The sequence below is a fragment of the Helicobacter sp. 13S00401-1 genome, assembly GCF_002272925.1.
Classification (GTDB): Bacteria; Campylobacterota; Campylobacteria; order Campylobacterales; family Helicobacteraceae; genus Helicobacter_I.
The window spans coordinates 48414-70827 of the sequence record NZ_MLAR01000009.1 but is presented as its reverse complement, the minus strand read 5'-3'; the positions used below and the strand labels follow the sequence as shown (position 1 = coordinate 70827).

At 33.7% G+C, this 22414-nt stretch carries 23 protein-coding genes; 13 read left to right on the top strand and 10 right to left on the bottom strand.

Annotated elements, in window-relative coordinates; all coding sequences use genetic code 11:
• The 9 genes from BKH43_RS05965 to BKH43_RS05920 all read right to left on the bottom strand — a co-directional run.
• On the bottom strand, window positions 1-278 hold a 278-nt coding region (locus BKH43_RS05965), incomplete at its 3' end, for a type II toxin-antitoxin system antitoxin SocA domain-containing protein (RefSeq protein ID WP_143429040.1).
• A 34-nt stretch (window positions 279-312) separates the two neighbouring features.
• Complete coding sequence (locus BKH43_RS05960; RefSeq protein ID WP_095229612.1) at window positions 313-528, bottom strand: hypothetical protein; 216 nt, start codon at window positions 526-528, stop codon at window positions 313-315.
• Between the two features lies 1 nt (window position 529).
• Window positions 530-733 carry a hypothetical protein gene (locus BKH43_RS05955; protein WP_095229610.1) on the bottom strand — a complete coding sequence of 68 codons (204 nt, stop codon included), beginning with the start codon at window positions 731-733 and terminating at the stop codon, window positions 530-532.
• A 329-nt stretch (window positions 734-1062) separates the two neighbouring features.
• On the bottom strand, window positions 1063-1425 hold the full coding sequence (locus tag BKH43_RS05950) for a helix-turn-helix transcriptional regulator (protein WP_095229608.1): 363 nt from the start codon (window positions 1423-1425) through the stop codon (window positions 1063-1065).
• A 715-nt stretch (window positions 1426-2140) separates the two neighbouring features.
• Window positions 2141-3964 carry a hypothetical protein gene (locus BKH43_RS08490; protein WP_172402330.1) on the bottom strand — a complete coding sequence of 608 codons (1824 nt, stop codon included), beginning with the start codon at window positions 3962-3964 and terminating at the stop codon, window positions 2141-2143.
• A 72-nt stretch (window positions 3965-4036) separates the two neighbouring features.
• Window positions 4037-4654: a hypothetical protein gene (locus tag BKH43_RS05935; protein WP_095229602.1), complete on the bottom strand. Its 618-nt coding sequence runs from the start codon at window positions 4652-4654 to the stop codon at window positions 4037-4039.
• 378 nt (window positions 4655-5032) lie between these two features.
• On the bottom strand, window positions 5033-5437 hold the full coding sequence (locus tag BKH43_RS05930) for a hypothetical protein (protein ID WP_095229600.1): 405 nt from the start codon (window positions 5435-5437) through the stop codon (window positions 5033-5035).
• 577 nt (window positions 5438-6014) lie between these two features.
• Window positions 6015-6650 (bottom strand): ATP-binding cassette domain-containing protein, encoded by a 636-nt coding sequence (locus tag BKH43_RS05925; protein WP_095229598.1) that lies wholly within the window; start codon window positions 6648-6650, stop codon window positions 6015-6017.
• Window position 6651: 1 nt separating this feature from the next.
• On the bottom strand, window positions 6652-7632 hold the full coding sequence (locus BKH43_RS05920) for a glyceraldehyde 3-phosphate dehydrogenase NAD-binding domain-containing protein (protein ID WP_095229616.1): 981 nt from the start codon (window positions 7630-7632) through the stop codon (window positions 6652-6654).
• Between the two features lie 121 nt (window positions 7633-7753).
• On the opposite strand from BKH43_RS05920, the gene BKH43_RS05915 reads away from it, so the two are divergent.
• The 6 genes from BKH43_RS05915 (at window position 7754) to BKH43_RS05890 (ending at window position 13088) form a co-directional block, all read left to right on the top strand.
• The gene (locus BKH43_RS05915) at window positions 7754-8452 is read left to right on the top strand and encodes a Bax inhibitor-1/YccA family protein (RefSeq protein ID WP_095229596.1); all 699 of its coding nucleotides are present in this window, start codon (window positions 7754-7756) and stop codon (window positions 8450-8452) included.
• Window positions 8453-8878 carry a thiamine-phosphate pyrophosphorylase gene (locus tag BKH43_RS05910; protein ID WP_095229594.1) on the top strand — a complete coding sequence of 142 codons (426 nt, stop codon included), beginning with the start codon at window positions 8453-8455 and terminating at the stop codon, window positions 8876-8878.
• A 249-nt stretch (window positions 8879-9127) separates the two neighbouring features.
• Window positions 9128-9733, top strand: coding sequence for an HAD-IB family hydrolase (locus BKH43_RS05905; protein ID WP_095229592.1), 606 nt, complete (start codon window positions 9128-9130; stop codon window positions 9731-9733).
• Window positions 9734-9803: 70 nt separating this feature from the next.
• Complete coding sequence (locus tag BKH43_RS05900; protein ID WP_095229590.1) at window positions 9804-10361, top strand: HyaD/HybD family hydrogenase maturation endopeptidase; 558 nt, start codon at window positions 9804-9806, stop codon at window positions 10359-10361.
• Entirely contained in the window at window positions 10361-11899 is a 1539-nt protein-coding gene (locus BKH43_RS05895; protein ID WP_095229588.1) for a hypothetical protein, read from the top strand. The genes BKH43_RS05900 and BKH43_RS05895 overlap by 1 nt, the downstream gene beginning before the upstream one ends.
• Window positions 11900-11918: 19 nt before the next feature.
• Window positions 11919-13088, top strand: coding sequence for a tetrahydrodipicolinate N-succinyltransferase N-terminal domain-containing protein (locus BKH43_RS05890; protein WP_095229585.1), 1170 nt, complete (start codon window positions 11919-11921; stop codon window positions 13086-13088).
• Window positions 13089-13147: 59 nt separating this feature from the next.
• Here BKH43_RS05890 and BKH43_RS05885 read toward each other — a convergent pair whose 3' ends face one another.
• Complete coding sequence (locus BKH43_RS05885; protein ID WP_095229583.1) at window positions 13148-13702, bottom strand: YbhB/YbcL family Raf kinase inhibitor-like protein; 555 nt, start codon at window positions 13700-13702, stop codon at window positions 13148-13150.
• Window positions 13703-13968: 266 nt separating this feature from the next.
• Here BKH43_RS05885 and BKH43_RS05880 point away from each other — a divergent pair, with 266 nt between their 5' ends.
• From BKH43_RS05880 to hypE, 7 genes are read left to right on the top strand one after another with little or no spacing between them, the layout of a single operon-like run.
• Entirely contained in the window at window positions 13969-17484 is a 3516-nt protein-coding gene (locus BKH43_RS05880; protein ID WP_172402331.1) for a bifunctional proline dehydrogenase/L-glutamate gamma-semialdehyde dehydrogenase, read from the top strand.
• A 59-nt stretch (window positions 17485-17543) separates the two neighbouring features.
• Window positions 17544-18107, top strand: a complete 564-nt coding sequence (gene efp, locus BKH43_RS05875; protein ID WP_095229579.1) for an elongation factor P — start codon at window positions 17544-17546, stop codon at window positions 18105-18107.
• Window positions 18108-18113: 6 nt separating this feature from the next.
• The gene (locus tag BKH43_RS05870; RefSeq protein WP_095229577.1) at window positions 18114-18977 is read left to right on the top strand and encodes a hypothetical protein; all 864 of its coding nucleotides are present in this window, start codon (window positions 18114-18116) and stop codon (window positions 18975-18977) included.
• Window positions 18977-19858 (top strand): acetyl-CoA carboxylase, carboxyltransferase subunit beta, encoded by an 882-nt coding sequence (gene accD, locus BKH43_RS05865; protein WP_095229575.1) that lies wholly within the window; start codon window positions 18977-18979, stop codon window positions 19856-19858. Before BKH43_RS05870 ends, accD begins: the two co-directional genes overlap by 1 nt.
• A 12-nt stretch (window positions 19859-19870) precedes the next feature.
• Window positions 19871-20236, top strand: a complete 366-nt coding sequence (locus tag BKH43_RS05860) for a TraR/DksA C4-type zinc finger protein (RefSeq protein ID WP_095229573.1) — start codon at window positions 19871-19873, stop codon at window positions 20234-20236.
• Window positions 20233-21366 (top strand): LapA family protein, encoded by a 1134-nt coding sequence (locus BKH43_RS05855; RefSeq protein WP_095229571.1) that lies wholly within the window; start codon window positions 20233-20235, stop codon window positions 21364-21366. The genes BKH43_RS05860 and BKH43_RS05855 overlap by 4 nt, the downstream gene beginning before the upstream one ends.
• A gap of 1 nt (window position 21367) precedes the next feature.
• Window positions 21368-22405 (top strand): hydrogenase expression/formation protein HypE, encoded by a 1038-nt coding sequence (gene hypE, locus BKH43_RS05850; RefSeq protein WP_253248061.1) that lies wholly within the window; start codon window positions 21368-21370, stop codon window positions 22403-22405.
• The last annotated feature ends 9 nt before the right edge of the window (window positions 22406-22414 follow it).

Genomic DNA, 22414 nt, shown 5'->3' with positions numbered 1-22414 from the left:
AAGCTATTCATATCAGATGATAGAGTTTTGTTATCAATTTGTGTTTGTTCAGTATAAATTGCAAGCCCACTCCATAAATAATACTCTCTATAAACCTCCTCTACCACTGGGCCAAACTGCCAAGCTTCAAAAGGTTCATCAATTAAGAAGCTTCCTTTATCTTTTATATGCTTTAGGTTGACAAAATATATTATCTTTTGGAGTTGTAAGTTGCTTGACTTGCACCCGCTTAGGTCAGTTAGTTGGACTATGTATTTTGCTAAGTCTAGTGCTTTCATGGCTTTTTCCTTAAGCTAGATGTTTTTTTAGTTCTTATGCATATCCTCTATACTTTTCCATCACACTTAGCATATTTTGAAACTCTTTAGCTTGCTCATAGTAGTTTAAAAAAGGACGTACCCAAGCGGGTATGCCTTCTTTTTGTCTCCAGTTTGTTATGGTTTGATAAGCTGCCCCTGAGATACGGGAAAAATCTTTTTTATTTAGCCCTAGTTCATTAAGCTTTTTTTCAAAATCTTCATTGCTCATTTTATGCCTCTTCTTTTTTCCACTTTGTCTCTCTATGTTTTATCCATATCTTAGTTTTTTCATCATCTGGGTTTAGTATCTTTTGTACGCTACCCCACCTATCATAGATAGCAAATCCTCCCCTTACAAACCCATGCCATTTAATCTCTTCTTGTGTTTTGTCTTTAAATTGCGTTACGCTGCGTTCTTCAAGAGGTATTATCAAAAAAGCATTGTTTTCATCTAGCTCAAAATTAGTATTATTAAAACTATCTCTAGCCTCTTCAAAAGTAGTAGTACTAGGATCTATGTTGTATCTTAATGCTTCATCATTAAAGCCAATTAACTGCTTTGCTAGTTCTCTATTTTCATTAACTTTTATGTTTAAAGCATTAAGATTTGGGGCATTATTTTCTACTTTTATCTTTCCTTCTCTTAAGGCTTCATCATTAACTCTAACTACTGCATTATCTAAGCTTATCTGAGTAGAAAACTCTTCAGCATCTTCTACAGCACTGCTTTCAAAAAATACTTTTAAGCCTTAAAGATTCTATCTTAACCTCTTAACTTCTCTTGCATCATCTTATAATCTTTTTCAACCAAAAGCAGTTCAAATATACGTAATGCCCACTTAGGAGTAGCGCGCGTACCTCTTGACCACTCGCTAATGCTAGATTTATCAACTCCTATGTTTAAAGCTAGCTCTTCTTGTGTGCAATCTAGCTTATTACATATATCTTTTACTTTGTTTAAGTCTTGATTTAAGTAGCCTTCAATAGTCTTTCTCATGGAGTTAGACACCTTATTAGTCTTAGCAGCCCTTGATATAGCCTCCTCAGAGTAGCCTAAAGTGCGTGCTAACTCTCTTTGGGTTATACCTAGCTTAGCACACACTTCTTTTATGTAGTTAGATTCCATTTTTTACCTCTTATATTACTTTAAGAATGTTGCTCACTTCTACCATTTTGTGCCTCTAATCTCTTTCCTAGTCCATCTACTTTTTTTCAAGTCTATACATTCTATAAGACCCTATAAATCCAAGTATTACTAGTATTAAAAGTATTTATTGATGTAAGCATTACAAACTCCTTTGTTTTTTGTTAAACTTACACTAATGAAGTTTTTTTGATAGAGGCTCCCAGCTTTTACCTTTACACTGGGAGCTTTTTTTAAAGACCTTTTAAGAATAATTGTTAGTATAAGTACAATTATTCTTAAAAGAAACTCTATCATTTTTAAAAACTTCATTGTGACTCTTTAGAAACTTCATTGTTGTAATCTCTATAATATTAACTATAATCTCTAAAATTATCGCTAGAATCTTAAGTGGCTTCATAAGAAACTCCTAGCTAGTTTTTTTAATGCTCTTAGAAGGTGCCCTAACACCTCCTAAGTAATGTAACATTACCATATCTAACCTACAAAGTCAAGCTTTTTCTACTTCAAGGCACTGTTTTTTATATCTTTATTATGAAGAACTCTTTTCACTTCTTCTTTTAGCTTAGGTACATAAGCATCATCTATACTTTTTAATCCTAGTGTTTCTATCCACTCTTTTTGAATTTCAGGGCTTATGGTGTGATCTTTACCATTTTTATCTAGAAAGTTTATAGGATTTAGTCCTTTGTCTAGTTTAGGGTTCTTCCTTTTTGGCTACTACATCACTAGTTTTAGTAGCATCACTAACTTCATCACCTAAGTTATCTGCTTCTGTAACTTTAGAGCTTTGCTTAGAGCCTTGTTCACTTTGTGTTTTTATGAATTCTAATTTATCAAAGCTATCTTTAAATATAGCATTATTTTTAGTATCTAAATTTAGTGCTTTTAAGGAGTTATGTATATCTTGTTTAGCACTACTTATTTTTATGGTTTGAAGATAGATTTCATTAATAGCATCTTTATTTGCAACTAAGGTTTGTAAGTCTAAGGTCTTAGGCAAGCTTTCAAGTCTTTGTATTAAATCACTTGGGCTTCCTTTTCCTTCAAGTGTAAACTTTAAGCTTTTAAGATAGCCTATAAGCACATCTTTACTAAACTCTAAGGCGTTATTCATATCACTTAGTGCTTTATCATAAACTTTTATATCTTCTAAGGTTTTAGGTTCTTCTTTAGTATTGATATCTTGACTTGTTGGGCTGTCTTTGGCATTATTGTTATGAGTGGTTGGTGAGTGAGTCTCCTTGCCATTAAAGTTAGTCTGAGCGGAAAGAACTTGACTATCGCCCTCTATTTCTTTTATTACATCTTTATTTATCTCACTTGTCTTTTTATATGAGCTTACAACCCACTCATTATCTCCCTCACCTTTCCATCCTTTTGAAAGTCCAACTAAGTAGTATTCATCATCTTTTTTTAGCCATATAGTGTTAACATTTTTGTTATTTATAACTGTGCCTTTTTCTATTATCTCGCTTAATCCATTTATTACTCCTTCTTCACCACTTCCAAAACGTGCAAACTCTCCTTCATGCTTATCTAATATGTGAGCTAGTCCATAGCCAGTATGCTTATCTGGATTTATAACTTTCCCATAAGGTAAGTCTATATCTCCTATATCTTCTCTATGCCAAAGTCCTTGAACTTGACCTTCTTTTTCATCTATAAGCTTTTGTAAGCCTTCTTTTGGCTTTCCTTTAAACTCAGCATAGTTAGTACCAAACTCTTCTAAAGGAGGCAAGCTATCTTCTTGTGTTTTAGCACTAGAGTTAGTATTTAGCTCATCACCATCTACTTTAGGAGTGTTAGGGTTTATAGGGTCATCACCATCTACTTTAGGGGTGTTAGGGTTTGTAGGATTAGTAGGATTAGTAGGATTAGTAGGATTAGTAGGATTAGTAGGATTAGTGGGGTCATCATCTCTTGGAGGAGGTAAATTATCTTCTTGTCCTTTAGTGGTAGAGTTAGTATCTAGCTCATCACCATCTGCTTTAGGGGTGCTAGGGTTTGTAGGGTCATCACCTTCTGCTTTAGGATTACTAGGATTACTAGGATTATTAGGATTATTAGGATTATTAGGATTATTAGGATTATTAGGATTATTAGGATTATTAGGATCATCATCTTTTAAAGGAGGCAAGCTATCTTCTTGTGTTTTAGCACTAGAGTTAGTATCTAAGTTATCGCCATCTTTAGAGATATTAGGATTAGAAGGAGTTTCTTTTAAGTCTTGTTTTTGGTTAATAAAGTGCTTATTTAAAAAACCAGCCTTAAAAAACTCATTATTTTTTAAAGCTTTTAAAGTCTTAGCCATACTTATAAAAACATTTTGATTATGTCGTGGCAAGGTTTTAAAACTAGGTTCTTCAATGATTGTTTTAACCAGGCCTTCTGCATCTAGTAAGTGAAAGTCTCTTTTATGTTTTAAGGCATTGTTTACTACACGATTTAAGGGCAATAAAGGATCACCATTTACTAAGGTAGCAAAGAGTTTTACAAGTATGTTGTTAGCCTTTTGCATAGCTGATCCATATGGGCTTTGGGCTATGGTTGAAGGAGGGGAAACTTTAGTTAAAGAGTAGTCTAAAAATGTTTAAAAATCTTCAAATAAACTAGCATCCTTTGGTTTTTCTTGATCTAAGTTTTGTTCTAGTTGCGCTAGGTTTTTCCTTAAAATCTCATTTTCTTTTTTTAATTCATAATTTTCCAATAAGAGCTCTAGAGCCCTAGTCATTTGCTTACTTGCACCTTCTCTTTGTGCTCTGCCTATGGCCATTCTCTCATAAGCGATACATTCTCCTAATTCCTTGTAAGTTACCTGTAATTTTTTTAAGGCATATCTGACTATATTTGACTCATTTTCAAAACTAGGTTGTTTGGCAGTCAATAAATTTAAGTGATGTATTTTTTCTTCTTCTGCTTTACGCTTTTCTTGAATTTGTTGGAATTTGTTATCTTTACCCATCTTGTAATCATCACGAAAAATATAATTATGTGCGTAAAGTCCCCTGTAAATTTGTAACGCTTTTATCACTTTTTCATTATTTAGCCGAGTAATGATAGCTGGATCATAGTTTAAACGCTCAGCGAGCTGTGCTTTAGTAATTCCTAGCTCTGCACATATAAGTTTTACTAATTCTTGTGGCTCTAAATCACATATATTTATATTTTTGTCTATAGGTATTTTTTTTATATCAATTATTTTGGGCATATTTATCCTTTTTTATTATCACTGGCAGTTGTTCGGTAATTCCGAACAACTGAAAACTAAAGTTAACTGTTGCTTTTTTGCAACACTTCCAACTGTTCGGATTTCCCGAACAGTTCACACTTTACCTATTTTGAAGCCCTATCGTTGTTTATGTTTGGAGTAGTCGTAGCCTGCCCTCTAGAGATTTTGTTTTTTTCTCTAGCTTATTTACACTTATAACTAAACTTAAAATAATTCCTGCGCTAAGCGCTATGCTTAGACTTCCTAAAATTGTGTTGGCAACATCTTTTTATTCTCCTTCTTGTTTGTTGGTTTTTTCTAAAAATACTATTAAACCCATCCCATTAACTTTAAAAATAAATTTTATTAGAACTATTCTTATTTAAATCTTATGGGTAAGTTTTTAAGATTTATAACTCTTTTTTCTGGTAGATTGTAGGCTTGATTAATTAGAATTTTGATTATCGTACGATCTAGATTTTCTAACTCTTTCATAAAGCAAATAGAATCTAAGATCTGATTTTTTAAAACATCTATATTGCTACTTATAGCTTTATAGAATCTAAAATATGGATAGCTAACTCTGCTTAGCCCTATAGTTATATAATCTGTGGCACAAAAGAAAAAACCACCACATCTTCCATAAGTAGTATCATCTCTAATTTTACTACAAGGGCTTAGGCTAGTTAAAAAAGCGTTATAATCGATGATAGGGCTTGTTTTTATTTTTCTTAGTTCAGCCCTTGACTTTTTTGTATTAGTTGCTGTAGTATCCTTTATCATTTTTAATCCTTTTGGTTAATTATGTTATGCCACTCCTAAAGAGTGGCTTTTAATCGAATCTTTACTATTCGATTAAAAAGATTTATACTAGGTTAAGTTAACGCTTAGCTTAGCTCCAATTGCTTTGATATCTTTTTTGTTAAAAAGATATCACCCTACCTAAAAACTACAATTAATTCTAAGATAGCAACTATTAAATTTATTATCACAATAACTAATCTCATTATTCCCCCTTATCTACAAGATGGCACCAAACCGTTAAATTTAGTGCCATATCATAGATAAGGCATAGGCTTACATTTTGATTAAATCGCTTTTAAATCCTCTAACAGCCTAATAAAAAAGTACTTTTTGTTCCTTTTTTATATGAGAATATTATTTTGTGTATTAGTGATATTTGATATTTAGTATGCTGAATTAAACGTGTTTTAAAGATAGGAGGGATACAGCTTAAAGCTTATGATTAGCTTATATTACTAACTTAGAATCTAAGTTAGATTCTAATGCACTTTTTAAAGTCTTATTTTGTAAGTTAAGTTGATAGTTTAGGTATTTAGCTAAGTGGTATTTTGATAGCTTAAACTCTTTCTAGTTTGCAGTCTTTTAGCATATAAGTTTTATCACAAAGCTTAGCAAGCTCTGTATCATGTGTAGCTAGAAGCATGCAGGCATTATTAGTTCTTATGTAGTTAAAGAGGTGGTTCATAACATCATGGGCAGTTTTAGAATCTAGATTCCCAGTTGGCTCATCAGCTATTAATACCCGTGGCATCTTAGTTAATACTCTAGCTATGCTAAGGCGTTGTTGTTGTCCGCCACTTAAAGTGCCAATTTGCTGTTTTAAAACATGCTCTATACCAAAGCTTTCTAGCATCTTTATATCAATATCCTTATTGCCTAGTATGCTTGCTACTTTTAGATTTTCTAGTGCACTAAAGCCTCTAAAAAGATAGTGAGACTGAAAGATAACACCTAGAGTTTGTTTACGCAGGGCTGAAAGTTTGTCTGCTTTAAGGGAGTATATATCAGTAGTATCTATTTTTACACTTCCTTGTAGTGGCTTTAGAAAACTTGAGGCGTGATTTAATATAGTACTTTTCCCACTGCCGCTAACTCCAAGTATAGCCACGCTTTCTTTTGGGCTTACATATAAGTTTAAGTCTTTATAAAGCACTACATCAAAGGCGTGTTTAATCCCTTCTAAACTTAGCATTCTAGACCTTATAGCTTTGCATAAATTTGCACATATCAAGCATCCTGTTAGCATAGCCGCACTCATTATCATACCAGGCCATAACTTTAATCATATCTTTTATAGTAAAAGTTAGATCAAGGGCTACTATACTACTAGCACTTTCTCCTAAAAAGTCACTACTTACACGGTATTTAGAATCTACTTTCAAGATCCCTTTTAAATCAGTTTCAGAGTGTTTTGTAAAAAGAGCATTTAGCTCTTCTTTAGAAGTCTCTTTTTCTACACTAAAACTAAGATCTGACATAGAGACATCTATAACTGGCACTCTAAGACTGTGACCATGCATCTTTCCTTTTAGATTAGGCAAAACTTTGTGAAGGGCAAGGGCTGCATTAGTCGTGGTTGGCACTATGTTAGTAGCACTAGCTCTACTTCGTCTTTTATCACTTCTATGGGCACTATCTACTAGGGCTTGATCATTAGTATAGCTATGCACTGTGCTTAGGGTCCCACTTCTAATGTTAAAGTTAGAATCTATAATCTTACAAATGCTAGCTATGCAGTTAGTTGTGCAGGAGGCATTAGAGATAATCTTTTCTCCTCTATATAAGTGTGTATTAGCCCCAAATACAAAAGTTGGCGTGTTATCTTTTGTATTTGCTCCGATTATCACATGTTTTACGCCATTATCTAGATGGTAGTTAACTTCACTTGAACTAGTAAGTTTCCCACTACATTCTAAGACAAAGTCGACATCTTTTATCTGAAAATGACTTTCATTACTAAGCTTAACTTCTTGGTTTCCAACAAGTAGCATGTTATCTTTTAATAGCACTTCTTTGTGTAAGGGGCCATGTGTGCTATCAAACTCAAATAGGTAGGCAAGAATCTCCCAGTTAGATATATCATTACAGGCTACTATTTTTATATCATCACGCTTTAAGGCTTCTCTTAATATCACTCTACCTATTCTTCCAAAGCCATTAATCGCAACTGTTATCATTGCTTATCCGTCCTTATCTCTTCTTAACACTGGGCTAATTATAATATCTTGTGAATGAAGATTAAATGTTTTGTGTTAACATCCCGTAGTTAAGTTAATTTTAATAAAGGGAGCATATATGGGATTGTATAATAGAAATTACGCACGAGATACGCAAAAAGAAGCAGCTTCAGCTCAGTCTGACACTGCTTTAGTGAATTTCGTAAAGACTACCTATAAGTTTTTTGCAGCTAGTTTGCTTTTAGCAACTATAGGTGCATTTATAGGGATTTACCATGTTAACTTCGTGGTATCTTTTAGATGGCCTATCTTTATATTAGAGATAGTGTCTTTAATAGCTTTGATGTTCCTAAAAGATAGACGCGGTATTAATATAGCTTTACTTGCTATTTTTACATTTTTAAGTGGTCTAACCCTAGTGCCCTTGCTAGCTTTTGTTATAAGTGTTAATGGTCTAAGTGGAGTAGTACAAGCTTTAGCTATGACTACTATCATCTTTGGGATTATGAGTGTTTATGCTATAAAAACTCCAAGAGACTTGGCAAATCTAGGCAGGGTGCTGCTTATATCAGTCATAGTTGTAATTGTAGTTTCGCTACTTAATATGTTTTGGCTAAAAAGCTCTATGCTTCAATTAGGCATAGCAGGTATTGCTACTATCATATTTAGTGTTTATATCGCTTATGATACTCAAAACATCATCAAAGGAAGATATAGTAGTCCTATCATGGCAGCTATTGCTTTATACTTAGACTTCCTTAACGTGTTTGTATCTTTACTTCAGATTTTTGGAATCTTAGGTAGTAACAACAGATAAATGAAAACTTTAAGACTACTTGATGCTAATGTCAATCGTCTTAAAGAGGGCTTGCGTGTGGTTGAAGACTGCACGCGCTACATTTTAGATTCTAAAAAGCTTAGTCTTAGACTTAAACTTTTAAGACATAAGGTTGTTTTAGATTCTAAAGTTTTATATGCTAGGGATAGCATGAATGATGTCTTAAAGCAAAATATAGAAAGCGAAGGCACAAGGCTTGATTTACAAAGTATCTTAAAGGCTAATTTTAAGCGTGCTGAAGAAAGCGCAAGAGTTTTAGAAGAGTTTTTGAAGATAGAAGAGTTAAAAGGTCTTGGTAGATGGGAAGACTTTAAGGATATAAGATATGAGCTTTATGACCTAGAAAGAGAAGTCTTAGCAGAACTTGATCATAGACACCTTGCAAAGCACATCACAGAAGACTAGATTTCACAAAAGCACTCTTTATTAAAGTAGAAGTTTACATTTAAGTAGCTTTTTGATTTTTATCTATTTTAATATTGCCTCACTCCTTATTTTACCCTTCCAACTTGTTTTATCCATTTTATATTATTTTTTGACTTTGCATATAAGCGCATTTTAACTTCAGCATTAACTCCTTGTTTTTATGTAAAATACATGTAATTTAAGATTACACTTAAGCTTATTTGAATTCACAACACAAAGGAAACTCTTTTGGCAAAAAAAGGTAAAGAGATAGCATTTTTTGACTTTGATGGGACCATCACTAGGAGTGATTCTTTTGCACGTTTTATGAAGTTTGTACTAGGGAAAAGTGGATTTTATAAAGCAGTTTTTTCTAACTTACATCTTTTGTTGCTTTTTAAGTTAAAACTTTTGACTAACGAACAAGTAAAAAAAGAAGTTGTTAAAAAGGCTTTTTCTAACTTTAGTTTAGAAGTTTTTAATCAAAAGTGTAAAGACTTTTTGCCTCTACTTTTAAGTGACTGTAAGGCTAGTGGGCTTGATAGGATAAAAAAGCATATAAATGAAGGAGTAGAAGTAGTTTTAGTGAGTGCATCTTTTGAAGACTACTTACAAGAGTTTACTAAAAGTATGGGCATAGGACTAATAGGTACTAAGTTAGAAAAAGATAGCCTAAAACTAAGTGGTAATTTTGCTAGTAAAAACTGTTATGGCCCTGAAAAAGTAAAACGCATAAAAGAGCTTTTTAACTTAGAAGAGTATGAAAAGATATATGTTTATGGTGATACTAGGGGAGATAAAGAGATGTTGATGTTGGCAAGTAAGGACTGTGGTTTTTATAGATATTTTCATTAAAAATTTATCTAAGTTGGTATGCAAATAACTCATAAAAGTATTAAAATGAGAATAGGAGGATTTAAGGAAGATGAGAAAAGTTTTAGTCCTAGGCATAGGCAATATTTTATTCGGTGATGAGGGTATAGGCGTGCATATGTCTAACTTTTTAAAGTTAAAGTATGGCTTTAGTCCAAAAGAGGCAGCTAAGGATTATGTACTAGAGTTTGTAGATGGTGGCACTTTAGCTAATGCACTCATACCTTTAATTAGCGAGTATGATGATGTCTTGGTGCTTGATTGCGTAAGTGCAAGTGGGGGCGCAGTAGGTGATGTGTATAGCTTTAATTTTTCTAAGATTCCAAATGTAGTTGAGTGGGCAGGAAGTGCGCATGAAGTTGAGATGCTTCAGACTTTAAGGCTTCATGAGATGATGGGTGATTTACCTAATGTGCATATAGTTGGCATAGTGCCCTATGTCATAGGTCATGACACAGCTTTTACTTTAAGTGAAGGGCTTTTAAGCAAGATAGATGTTATGGAAAAAGAGGTTTTGAGCCAGCTAGAAAGGCTAGGCTTTGAGCATGAGATTAAAAACGCTAACTTGGACTTACAAGAAGTGGCTAATCTCTCTTATAAGGGTTTTTAATGGAAGATTTAACATTACGATTTAGTTTTACAGTTGATGTGGGATTTGATAAGAGCTTTAAGATATTAGGTAGTTTTATAAAGATACTAAAAAACATAGCCTTTGAGTTTAAGGGCGTAAGTTTTTACTTTTTATATGAAGATGGCATGCTTTATGTGGTAGCTTCAGGGGAAAATAAAGAAGTTTTAGATTTTGCTAATGCACTTTCTACAAGACTGCCATTTTGTTCAAGTATCACTTTTAAAGAAGTAGTAGCTTTTAGTTTGATTAACACAGAAAATTATGAAAAAATGGAGTTAAAAGAAAGATACCATAACGTCTATGATGTTTTAGAGTTAACTGAGATTTTAAAAAGCGAAGATTTTAAAGGACTAGAAAAGTTTGTAGATATAAAAGAAGACTCAAAAAGCTTTGAAGAAATAGCAGCTAAACTTAAAAACAAAGAAAGTGTCTATTTAAAAGTTAATGACTTAGGCTATGAGATTTCACTTAGTCCTATATCAGAGTTTGTGATGTTTGCAGACTTGAGGGCAGCTAGTAGTTATCTAAGGCTAGATGAAAAAACTAAAAATGCCCTTCCTAGCTTTGAGCGTCCCTTTATAAGTGTAAAAGTCAAAGAGATTTTTAAAGAGATGTTTATAACAGATAAGCAAGAGTTCTTATTTGCCTCCTTACCTAAAGATATCTACTTAAACTGTCTTTTAAAGTTTTTGGAATCTAGCGAGATGGACTATGTGTTTATAAAAAGCTTAGATTCTAAAGAAGCAGAGGATATAACTTTTGATCTAAGTTATGAAACCCTTAGTTTTTTAGAACCTCATTTTAACTCTTTTACGCTTTCAAATCGAAACTTCATGCTTTCGCATAAAAAGCTTTTTGTACCGCGAGATATTAACTTGCTAGTTAAGCCTAAAAGAGCTTTATTTCAGTTTGATAAAAAAGCAGATACGCTATTTTTAATAGGGGCAGATGGTGAGTTTCACAAGGAGATAGATTTTAGTTTTAGCTTTTCTCCTTTAGAGCTTTTAGATTCTATGAGATCTAAAAAAGTTGGTGCTAAGATAGCTACAAAGTTTTTTGAAGAAAATCCCACTATAGAATCTAATCCTGATATGAAAACAACTATCACCAGTACTAACTTGGTTGATTTTTTTAATGTCGTTTCATTCTTGCTAGGTTTTGAAGAACACTTAAGTACTAACTTTACTCTTATGAAGCTAGCCCATGAGTGTATAAGAGATAAGGGTCCTAAGATTGATATTAAGACTAAAAAAACACATGAATGTCCTAACGCTATAGACTATACTAGAGTTTTACGCGGCCTTATGACTTTTAAAGTAGCTGGTATTGATAATAGCCTCTTAAGTCATGGCATGATATATTCTATATGTGAGTTTATGGGTGAACAGCTTGCAGGCTTGGTGAAAGATGATGCTATAAAAGAGGTATTTTTATGCGGAGATATGCTTTTAGAAGATACTTTCTTAAATGGTATGCTAGAACAAATCCCTAGCAATCTAAAGATATTATTACCATAAAATAATTTAAGGAGTAAATATGGAAAAATTCAAGCAATTTGTAGATGAGTTTTATAAGAGTAATAAAAAGCCTTTATTTTTTGGGATAGCTAGAGTTAGTCTTGGTCAAATCTCAAAAAAACCACTAAATGTAAGTTTTGCTACTTTTAACTGGGAAGAAAACTTTGGGTCTTTTGCTGTTTTTGCAAGTGCTCTTCCAAAGGGAGCTTGTGGGCAAAATGAGATAGTTCATGAGATAGATAGAAGCTTTTTACTTCACGCCCTAGCTAAGTTTGATCCCTTCTTAAAAGAAGCCTTAAAGGATAAAACCTCTCATAAAAATATACAAAGTGTGCTTAAGATTCAAGAAGTATTAGATGTTGGGGGATGTAAGGATTGTAATTATCAGTTTATAGCCTTTTATGAAGACTTAAAACCTTTAAGCATGCAAGTAGCCTATGCTAAACTTTATGCACTTTCTTTAGGTAAGGCTAAGCCTAGGACTTTGAATCTTGATTCTATATTTGGTCTTTTTGACAATGTCGCTTGGAGTGGAAATACTCCTTATGAGTTAGCTTATTTACGCGAGAATGAACTAGCACTAAAGTTAGAAGATAAGTTCCCAGTGATAGATTTCATAGATAAGTTCCCTCGCTATTTAATGCATATCATCCCACCATTTGACAATATAAGACTACTTGATAGTGCTAATACTAGACTTGGAGCTTCTTTAGCTAGTGGTTATACTCAGATGCCAGGGGCAAGCTATGTTAACTTTAATGCAGGCACGCTTGGTGCTTGTATGAACGAAGGTCGCATAAGCTCAAGTGTTGTAGTTGGGGAAGGAAGCGATATAGGAGGAGGAGCTAGCATACTAGGTGTTTTAAGCGGTGGAAACAGCGAGCCTATAACTATAGGTAAAAACTGCCTTTTAGGTGCTAACTCTGTAACTGGTATAAGCTTGGGGGATGGCTGTATAGTAGATGCTGGTATCGCAGTTTTAGCAGGAGGCATTTTCCAAATGTGCCAGGGATGTGCTGAGAAAATCAAAAGCATAAATCCAAGCTTTAAGATAAAAGAAGGTGGATACTATAAAGGTAGGGAGCTAAGTGGGTTAAATGGAATCCACTTTAGAATGGATTCTAAAACAGGTACTATGAAAGCCTTTGCAAATGCAAAAGTTATAGCTTTAAATCAAAGCCTGCATTAAATTATAAAAAGCAAAGCCTTAAGCCTTAAGACTTTGCTTTAAAACTACCTTAATGGAATCTAGCCTTTATATCTTTCGTATCTAAAGTGCGTAGAGCCTTGAGCTATGATATGTCCATACATCGCATTCATCATATCCCCTAAGAAAAATGGCATCTTTAAGTTAAGAGTTGGGATATCAAGTGCATAGACATTAAAATGATAGTTATGATCTTTATCTGGTGGTTTTGGACCTATGTAAAAAGAGGCTTCAAGATTTAGTCTATCTTTTTCTTCTTGTGTTCTAATTTCTGAGCGATAAATCCCTTTAGCCCTAACATTAACTGCTTGAAGCAAGCTTTTATCACTAGCTGAGGCATTTTCTTTTAGTGAAGTTACTTTTAAGTCTATAACACCCCAGTGAGGAACTATCATGCCTATAACAGGTGCTGCGTCATAGTCTATTAACTCTAGACAGTAAGACTTTGCATTAGGGATAGGGTCCCACTCTATGGCTGGTGAGTAGATACCATCACCAGCTGCATTTTTATACTTAGCTTCTGCGTTGCCGCCGTATTTATTATCCAAATAGCCATTTGATTTTAAGTCTGGAAGTCTTATATTTATATACTCCATCAAAGCCACCTTTTTTACTTAGTATAGACTTAAATTCTAGCCTATCATTAAGTAGATTCTTTAAAGTTGCTAGTTTCTTTTAATCTATCTTTCACTATGAGTAACTTTATGAGCTTTTTTGTAATTTTTATAGTAACTATAAGTTACATAATGAATATTTTTTTGATTTTTATAATATTTTCAAAAGTTTTCAAACTGGGTTGTGTGATAGAATTTGTTTACTTTATATACCAAATTAAATGAGGAATCCCCAAATGTCACCTAGCATCATTGAAAAAAGCATAGCACTAGCTAAAAATCTTCAAACAGATATCAACACTGGCGTTGATAAAACAGAACAAAGCTTCAGAGATAAGATGAAAAAGCTACTTGCTAATCCTAGTAATAAGGTTATGCTAATAGAACTTCTTGATAGAAGTTTTAGATCTAAAGATGCTGCCACATCTCATGAGCTTATATCTTCTATACTGTCTAAATATGGCATGGCAGATTTTTTCACATCAGGTGAGAAATTCTTACTTTTTCTTTTCTTAGGAGTTGGTAAAAGTCTTCCTTCCATGAGCGTTAATCTTTTTGTCTCTAAGTTGAAAAGTGATACAAAAGCTATGGTTTTAGATGATACACCTCTTAAGCTAAAAGCCCATGTTGAAAAAAGAAAAACACAAAATATAACGCTTAATGTAAACCTTATAGGTGAAGAGGTTTTAGGGGAGGGCGAGGCAGGTTATAGGATGCGCAAGTATGAAGAGGCTTTAAAGTCTGATTACATAAACTACATCTCTATAAAGATAACGACTATTTTTTCTCAAATCAACATCCTTGATTTTGAATGGTCTAAAAATGAAATAGTTAAAAGGTTAGATAAGCTTTATGGTATAGCAGTGGAACATTCAAAAGGCACTACTAAGAAGTTTATAAACCTGGATATGGAAGAGTTTAAAGATTTAGAGCTAACAGTTGCAAGCTTTATGGAATCTATATCAAAGTTTGATTTAAAAGCAGGTATAGTGCTTCAAGCTTATATACCTGATTCTTTTAACTATCTTAAAAAACTAGTTGAGTTTTCAAAAGCTAGAGTTGAAAGTGGTAAGCCCCCTATCAAGATACGTCTAGTTAAGGGTGCTAATATGGAATCTGAAGAGACTATAGCTTCAGTTAGAGACTGGCCACTTCCTACTTTTAGAAGTAAGATAGATACAGATTCTAACTATAACAGGATGCTAAACTATGTACTTGATAATGAAAACTATAAGTATGTAGATATAGGTATAGCCTCTCATAATATCTTTCAGATAGCTTATGCAATCGAACGTATAAAAGAAGTAGGTGCTGGGCCAAGCTTTACTTTTGAGATGCTAGAAGGTATGAATATGAAGGCTTCATTTCTAGTTTCTAAAACAAATCCACTCATACTTTATGCACCAGTTTGTAATGATGCTCATTTTAATAACGCCATAGCTTATCTTATAAGACGTCTTGATGAAAATACTAATGAAGCAAACTTCATGCGTCATGCCTTTTCTTTGAGTGTAGGAAGTAAAGAGTGGCTTGCACAAGAAGAGATTTTCAAAAAGTCTATTGAAGGTATGCCTACTTTAAGAACTGAAAGTTATAGAGTTCAAAATAGACTTACTGAAAAACTAGACTTAAATATAACAAACCTAGAAGAAAGACTAAGCACATTTCACAATGAAGCTGATACTGACTTTATCTTAAAGCCTAATCAAGAGTGGGCATTAGGCATAAAAGCAAAGTATGAGAATCTAAAAGGCCTAGAAGTAGCTCCTATCATAGGAGAAAACACTCCTAAAGATACTCCAAAAGATATACTTAAAAAAGGCAGTACTGAAAAGATAGGTACAGTTTATAATGCAAATAAAGATTCCATAAATAACGCCGTAAACTTTTTAAAAGAATCTAAAACTACTTTAAGTTTCTTAGAGTTAGGAGAGATACTACTTAAAACTGCCGAAATTATAGCTAGCAAGAGAGGCGACTTCATAGGACTTAGTGCTCTTGAAGTTGGAAAGACTTTTATAGAAACTGATGCTGAAGTAAGTGAGGCTATAGACTTTTTAAGATTCTATCCTCACTCTATGAAAAAGCTACTTGATGATAACAAAGAGTTAAGTTTTAGACCAAAAGGTATAGGGGTTGCTATAACTCCTTGGAACTTCCCAGTTGGTATCTCAGTTGGAAGTGTAAGCTCAGCCTTAGCTAGTGGAAACAGAGTTATTTATAAACCATCTAATACTAGCGTAAGTGTAGGGCAGTTAATAGTTGAGTGCTTTTATGAAGCAGGACTTCCTAAAGACTATTTAGTATTCTTACCAAGTAGTGGTAAGGATATAAATGAGTATCTTTTAGGTCAAGTAGACTTTGCCATACTTACAGGTGGAGAAGATACAGCATATGAGATTCTAACAAAGAATCCAACCCTTTATCTAAGTGCTGAAACTGGTGGGAAAAATGCAACTATAGTAACTAAGCTTTCAGATAGAGACCAAGCTATAAAAAATGTAGTTCATTCAGCTTTTTCTAACTCAGGACAAAAATGCTCAGCTACATCTTTACTTATCTTAGAAGAAGAAGTTTATAATGATGAAAACTTCAAAAACACTCTAGTAGATGCAGCAAGTAGCCTTAATGTAGGAAGTCCTTTTGATCTAAAAAATAGGATAGGTTTACTGGCTATAGCCCCAAGTGATAATAAAAATGCACAAACTGCACTAGATACCCTTAGTCAAGGTGAGGGCTGGGCACTAAAACCAAGCTATGTAGATAACAACAACTATGCTTTAAAACCAGCTATTAGATATGGGACTGTAGAGGGGGACTTTTGTCATAGAAATGAGCTTTTTGCACCTATACTTTCAGTTATGTCCGCTAAGGATTTAAAGCATGCTATAAAGATGGTTAATGATACTGGTTATGGTTTAACTTCAGGATTAGAGAGCTTAGATGAAAGAGAATGGGACTACTGGCTAGAACATATAGAGGCTGGAAACTTATATATCAACAAATCTACAACAGGCGCTATAGTTTTAAGACAACCTTTTGGTGGGATTAAAAAATCAGCCATAGGATTTGGGCGTAAGGTAGGATTTTATAATTATGTAACTCAGTTTCTAGAAGCTAGTGGAAGTTTAGATAAGCAAAAAGCACTTGATAGTAATATCTCTTCAAGGCTTCAGTTCTTGCTAGATGCTAAGTTAAAAGACCACGCATTTAAGTCAGATATGCAAGAAGTTTTACACCTAGCTAAAAACTATGCTTACTTTTATGATCAAGAGTTTGCAAGTCCTAAAGAGTATGTGCATATAAGAGGAGAAAACAACATCTTTTCTTATAACGCAGTTAAAAAAGTATGTTTTAGAGTGCATAATGAAAACTCTTTGGTAGATATTTTTTCTGTCATAGTTGCTTGTTCGCTTACTAAATCTAAATTAACTCTAAGCTTAAGTACAGCAGGAGCTAGTGAGCAAATAGGCCTTGTATTAGAGTGCTTTAAATATGCAGGCTTAGAAAATATAGAAGTGGTACATGAAAGCTTAGAAGACTTTGCTAGCAAGTCTAAAGACTTTGATCTTATTAGGTATATCATAGATGCTAGTGCAGAAGATGTAGTTTTCAAAAAGGCTGCAGAGTATGGTAAGTTAGTTTTTAATAAGAAACCTTTGATGAATGGCTATTTAGAACTGCTTAACTATCATCAAGAACAAAGTGCTAGCATATCTTTCCATAGGTATGGAAACTTAGGACGACACGCTTTAAAGCAATAAAGGTTTTTAAAAAGTTAATTTTGCTAGAATTGCTATAATTTTTAAAAAGAAGGAAAGATATGGCTATAGGAATGGGCGAGTTAAAAAAAGGCTTGAAGATAGAAATAGATGGAGTGCCTTATAGAATCACTGAGTATCAGCATGTAAAACCGGGCAAGGGTGCTGCGTTTGTTAGGGCAAAAATTAAGTCTTTTTTAGATGGCAAAGTTATAGAAAAGACTTTTCATGCAGGCGATAAGTGTGAAGAGCCAAATCTAGAAGAAAAAAGTATGCAGTTTTTATATCATGATGGCGATAACTATCAGTTTATGGATACTGAAAGCTATGAGCAAATAGCTCTTAGCGAAAGTCAAATAGGAAGTAATACTAAATGGCTACTAGATGGCATGAGTGTGTCTGTGCTTATGTTTAACAACAAGGCTATATCTATAGATGTACCACAAGTAGTTGAACTAAAGATAGTAAGCACACCTCCAAACTTTAAAGGTGATACAAGCAGTGCTGGCAAAAAGCCAGCTACTCTTGAAACAGGAGCTGTAGTTCAGATCCCATTTCATGTTTTAGAAGGCGAAGTTATAAGAGTAAATACTGAAAATGGTGAATATTTAGAAAGAGTTAAGTAGTCTTATATGGAATCTATTTTTTTAGAAAAGTCCATCCGTGCATCTTTTGAAGTCTTAAAAGAGTTTGCACAAAACTATGACTACCTAATCAAGTCTTTTGAGAAGGGTGCAGGTGGTGATATAAGCATAGGCGCTGACTTATTAAGTGAAAAGATTTATGCTAAGCACTTTTTAGACTACTGTAATTTAGATTCTGAAGAAAGTGGCTTTATCAAGGCTAGTATCACTACTAATAAAGTCTTAGTTTTAGACTCACTTGATGGAAGCGATAATCTAAAGTCTGGTATCCCATACTACGGAGCGTCTTTAGCTTTATGTGAGGTTAAAGACTTAGAAAGTTTGAAAAAAGATTCTAAGTCTTTACAGGGTGAAGATAGGGTGCTTGAAGCCTTTGTTATAAACTTTATCTCTTTAGAAGTTATCTACTCGAATTTAGAGCTAAAACAGCCCTTAACTTTTAAATTGAAAAGCTTAGATTGCGTAAGTGACTTTATACACACAGATATAAAAGAGCTAGCCTTACCTCTTAAAAACTATGTAGTAGCACCATCTTGTGGGGTTTTTGAAAGGGCTCATACTGCACCAGAGTATGTAAGATACTTAAAAAATAAAGGCTTTAAGTTTAGAGGGCTAGGTGCTGCTGCTTTAAGTCTAGCCTTTGCCTTTAGGTATAAGTTTGTCATCATGCTTGAAATCTCTAGAAGGTATGATGTTTTAGCTGGCCTTTTTATATCAAGAGACTTATATGTCTATGGCAACTTAGGGGTTTATGCTTTAAATATACCGTTTTCTAATATGAGAGAAGGCACAAAAGACTATGTCGTCATCTCTAGTAATCAAACAACTTTAAATCAAATAGTAGGCATGTAATGAAATTTTCAGATTTTTTTTCTAACTTTAGGCGCGATGAAGCTAAAAGCACTAAAGATACTTCAGTTCACTGGACTAAGTGCCCAGGCTGTGGAGCATTAATCTACAATAAAGAGATAGCAGAAAATAAGCATATATGTCCAAAATGTTTTTATCACTTTAAAATTTCAGCTAGAGAGAGACTAGATATATTATGCGATAAAGATAGCTTCATAGAGCTAAACACTAACTTGATGGCTAATGATCCATTAAACTTTGTAGATAAAAAAAGTTATAAAAAGAGGATGGAAGAAGCCATTGCCAAAACTGGTAAAAACAGTGCAGTTATCTCTGGTGAAGCTTTGATAAATGGAAGGGAAGTTCAGCTTTGCGTTTTTGACTTTAATTTTATGGGTGGAAGCCTTGGTTCAGTTGAAGGAGAAAAGATAGTTAGATCTATAAATAGGGCAGTTGCTAAAAAGCAAGCCTTGATTATAGTTTCAACTTCAGGTGGGGCAAGGATGCAAGAATCTACTTATTCTCTTATGCAAATGGCTAAAACTTCAACAGCGCTTAATAAGCTAAGTGATGCTAATCTTCCTTATATCTCAGTTCTAACTAACCCAACTTTTGGTGGCGTAAGTGCTTCTTTTGCTTTTTTAGGAGATATCATCATAGCAGAGCCAGGTGCTATTATAGGCTTTGCTGGTGCTAGAGTTATAAAGCAAACTATAGGTGCTGATTTACCAGAAGGCTTTCAAACAGCTGAGTTTTTACTAGAACATGGTCTTATAGATATGGTTGTATCAAGACCTACTTTAAAAGATACTATAAGTAACCTAATCTCACTGCTTTTACCAGCAAAAGATGCTTACTCCTTTCATGGCCATCCCTTACAATAAAAAGGCAAAGTGATGAGACACTTAGAGATATTAAAACTAGGTGATGTTTTAAATGAAAGATTAAAACACTTAGAGGGTATATCTTTAGCACAGACTAGACATATAAAAGAGTTAAATGGGCAAGATATAAGAGATAATGCAGATGCAGTTTTTTTGCGCTCTCAGATAAGACTTGAAACTAGTGTCTTAGAAAAATATCACACTGAGATCTCAGAGATAAAAAACTCACTCAAAAAGATAGAAACTAAAATATATGGAGTGTGCGAGATGTGTGATGATGATATAAGTATAGAAAGGCTAAGGTTAAAGCCTCATGCTAAGTACTGCACAAGTTGTAGAACTATTTATGAAGACCACAAGTCCAAGGAAGAGTTATGAAGCTTAGATATTTTATAATTATAGGCATCATTTATATAGTATGTATATGTGGCTTTTTGTTTTACACTCAGCATGTAGACTACACTATAACTAGCATAGCAGGTAAAGCAGTGCATATAAGCATGCCAATCGCACTTTGGATAGCCATCATACTTGTTGTACTTTTCATCATAGCACTAATCTTTATGACTTCTAATAAGATAGCACAAACCTTAAAAAGACTGAGGTATAAAAGAGAGTATGCAAAACTACTTGCCCAGATAAATACTCAAAGTCTTGGGGGTCATACTAAGACTTTAAGCTTTAGTACAGATGAGTTTAAAAGCCTATCTTTAATACTTGCGCGCTTTAGTTTTAAACCTCTTTTAAATTCACAAGCTAGTGGTAATGCACATATCGATGCTTTATTTGACTCCTTACACTCTTTGCAAACTGAAGGAAGCTTAAAAGACACTAAGCTTAATCTTGATGTACATAATGTTTTTTATGAAAAGTATCTAATAGCTAGTCTTAAAAATGGTTCTAAAAAGCCTTTAGATGTGCTTAATATGAGTTATCCTGATGTGGACTTATCTAAGGCTTACTTACAGGCTTGGGAAGAGATGATAAAAGATTCTAAAAAAGAATCTAAAGATATCACTAAGACTTTAAGTCAAAGCACGCCAAAGATGGATTATGAGATAGCTAAGATGCTTTTTACAAAAAGTATAGAGGGTTCGCTTGAACTAAGCCATGATAGTATGCTAAAGATTCTATCTCTTTATAACTTTAATGCTAAAGAGTTTTTCAATCTTGTTGATAGCTTACTTTCTAGTCTTACTCCTGGCAATATCAACTTTTATCTTTCTATCTTTGAAGAGGCTTTAAAGAAAAATGAAAATATGACTATAGGCTATATTTATCTACTTTTAGAGATAGGAAAAAGTAGTGAGGCAAAAGACTTTATAAGTCACTATCCTAAAGGACATTTCCCTATATTTGAAGCCTACTTAGAGCTAAAAGATAAGAGATATAACCTAAAAAGTTTTTTTGAGCCTTTTAGTACTCATAATGTGAATATTCCTAATGAACCACCAGTTATAACAGCTACTATAGTTCCTACTTTAGAGCTGCCTTTAAAGGATGTCTAAGTTGCAAATAAGGTCAGATATAGTAACCCTTTCTCACGGAAGTGGTGGAGCTAGTTCAAGAGAGCTAACAGAGCTGGTATTTAAGCTAGGCTTTAAAGATAGACTACTTTTTGATGAAGAAGATGGCGGTATCATAGAAGCTAAAAAAAACATGGCTATAAGCACTGATAGCTATATCATAGAGCCTATATTTTTTAGAGGTGGTGATATAGGAAAGCTTAGTATTTGTGGTAGTGGTAATGACTGCACAGTAAGTGGTGCTAAGCCTATGTATTTTACTTTAGGCTTTATTATAGAAGAGGGCTTTTTAATAAAAGACTTAAAAGTTATAGTAGATTCCATAGTCTCTGAATTAAAAAAAATAGGTGCTTTTGTACTTAGTGCTGATACTAAGGTTGTGCCTAGATTTTCAAAACCTCTAGAATCTTCAAAGCAAAAAGCCCAGATTTTTATAAATTCAACCTGCATGGGCGAGATTATAAAACCAGGGTTAAGTGCTAAAAACTTGCAAGTTGGAGATAAGATAATCCTAACTAGCGATATAGGGCGACATGGCGCTAGCATATTTGTAGAACAAAATAACCTTGATATACATTCCAACCTTGAAAGTGACTGCTTTAGTCTTTGGTTGCTTTTAAAAGATCTTTTAGATTCCAATCTTGAAGTACATGCTATCCGTGATGCTACAAGAGGTGGGATAGCAAGTGCGTTAAATGAGTGGGCGCATTCTTCAAAAGTCAGTATAGACTTAAAAGAAAAAGATATAAAGATAGAATCTGAAGTCTTAGGGATATGTGAGATCTTAGGTCTTGAACCCTTTGTCTTAGCCAATGAAGGAGCATGTCTACTAAGCGTTGCAGATAAAGATGCTAGCAGGGCATTAGAGCTACTTAAGAGTAATCCTTATGGTAAAAAGGTGCATTTTATAGGTGAGGTTATAGAATCTAAAGGCCGACACGCCCTTATCTTGCAAAATGCCTTTGGAAGTAAGCGTTATTTAGAGTATCCTCAAGGCGAGATTTTGCCCCGCATATGTTAAGCAGTTTGT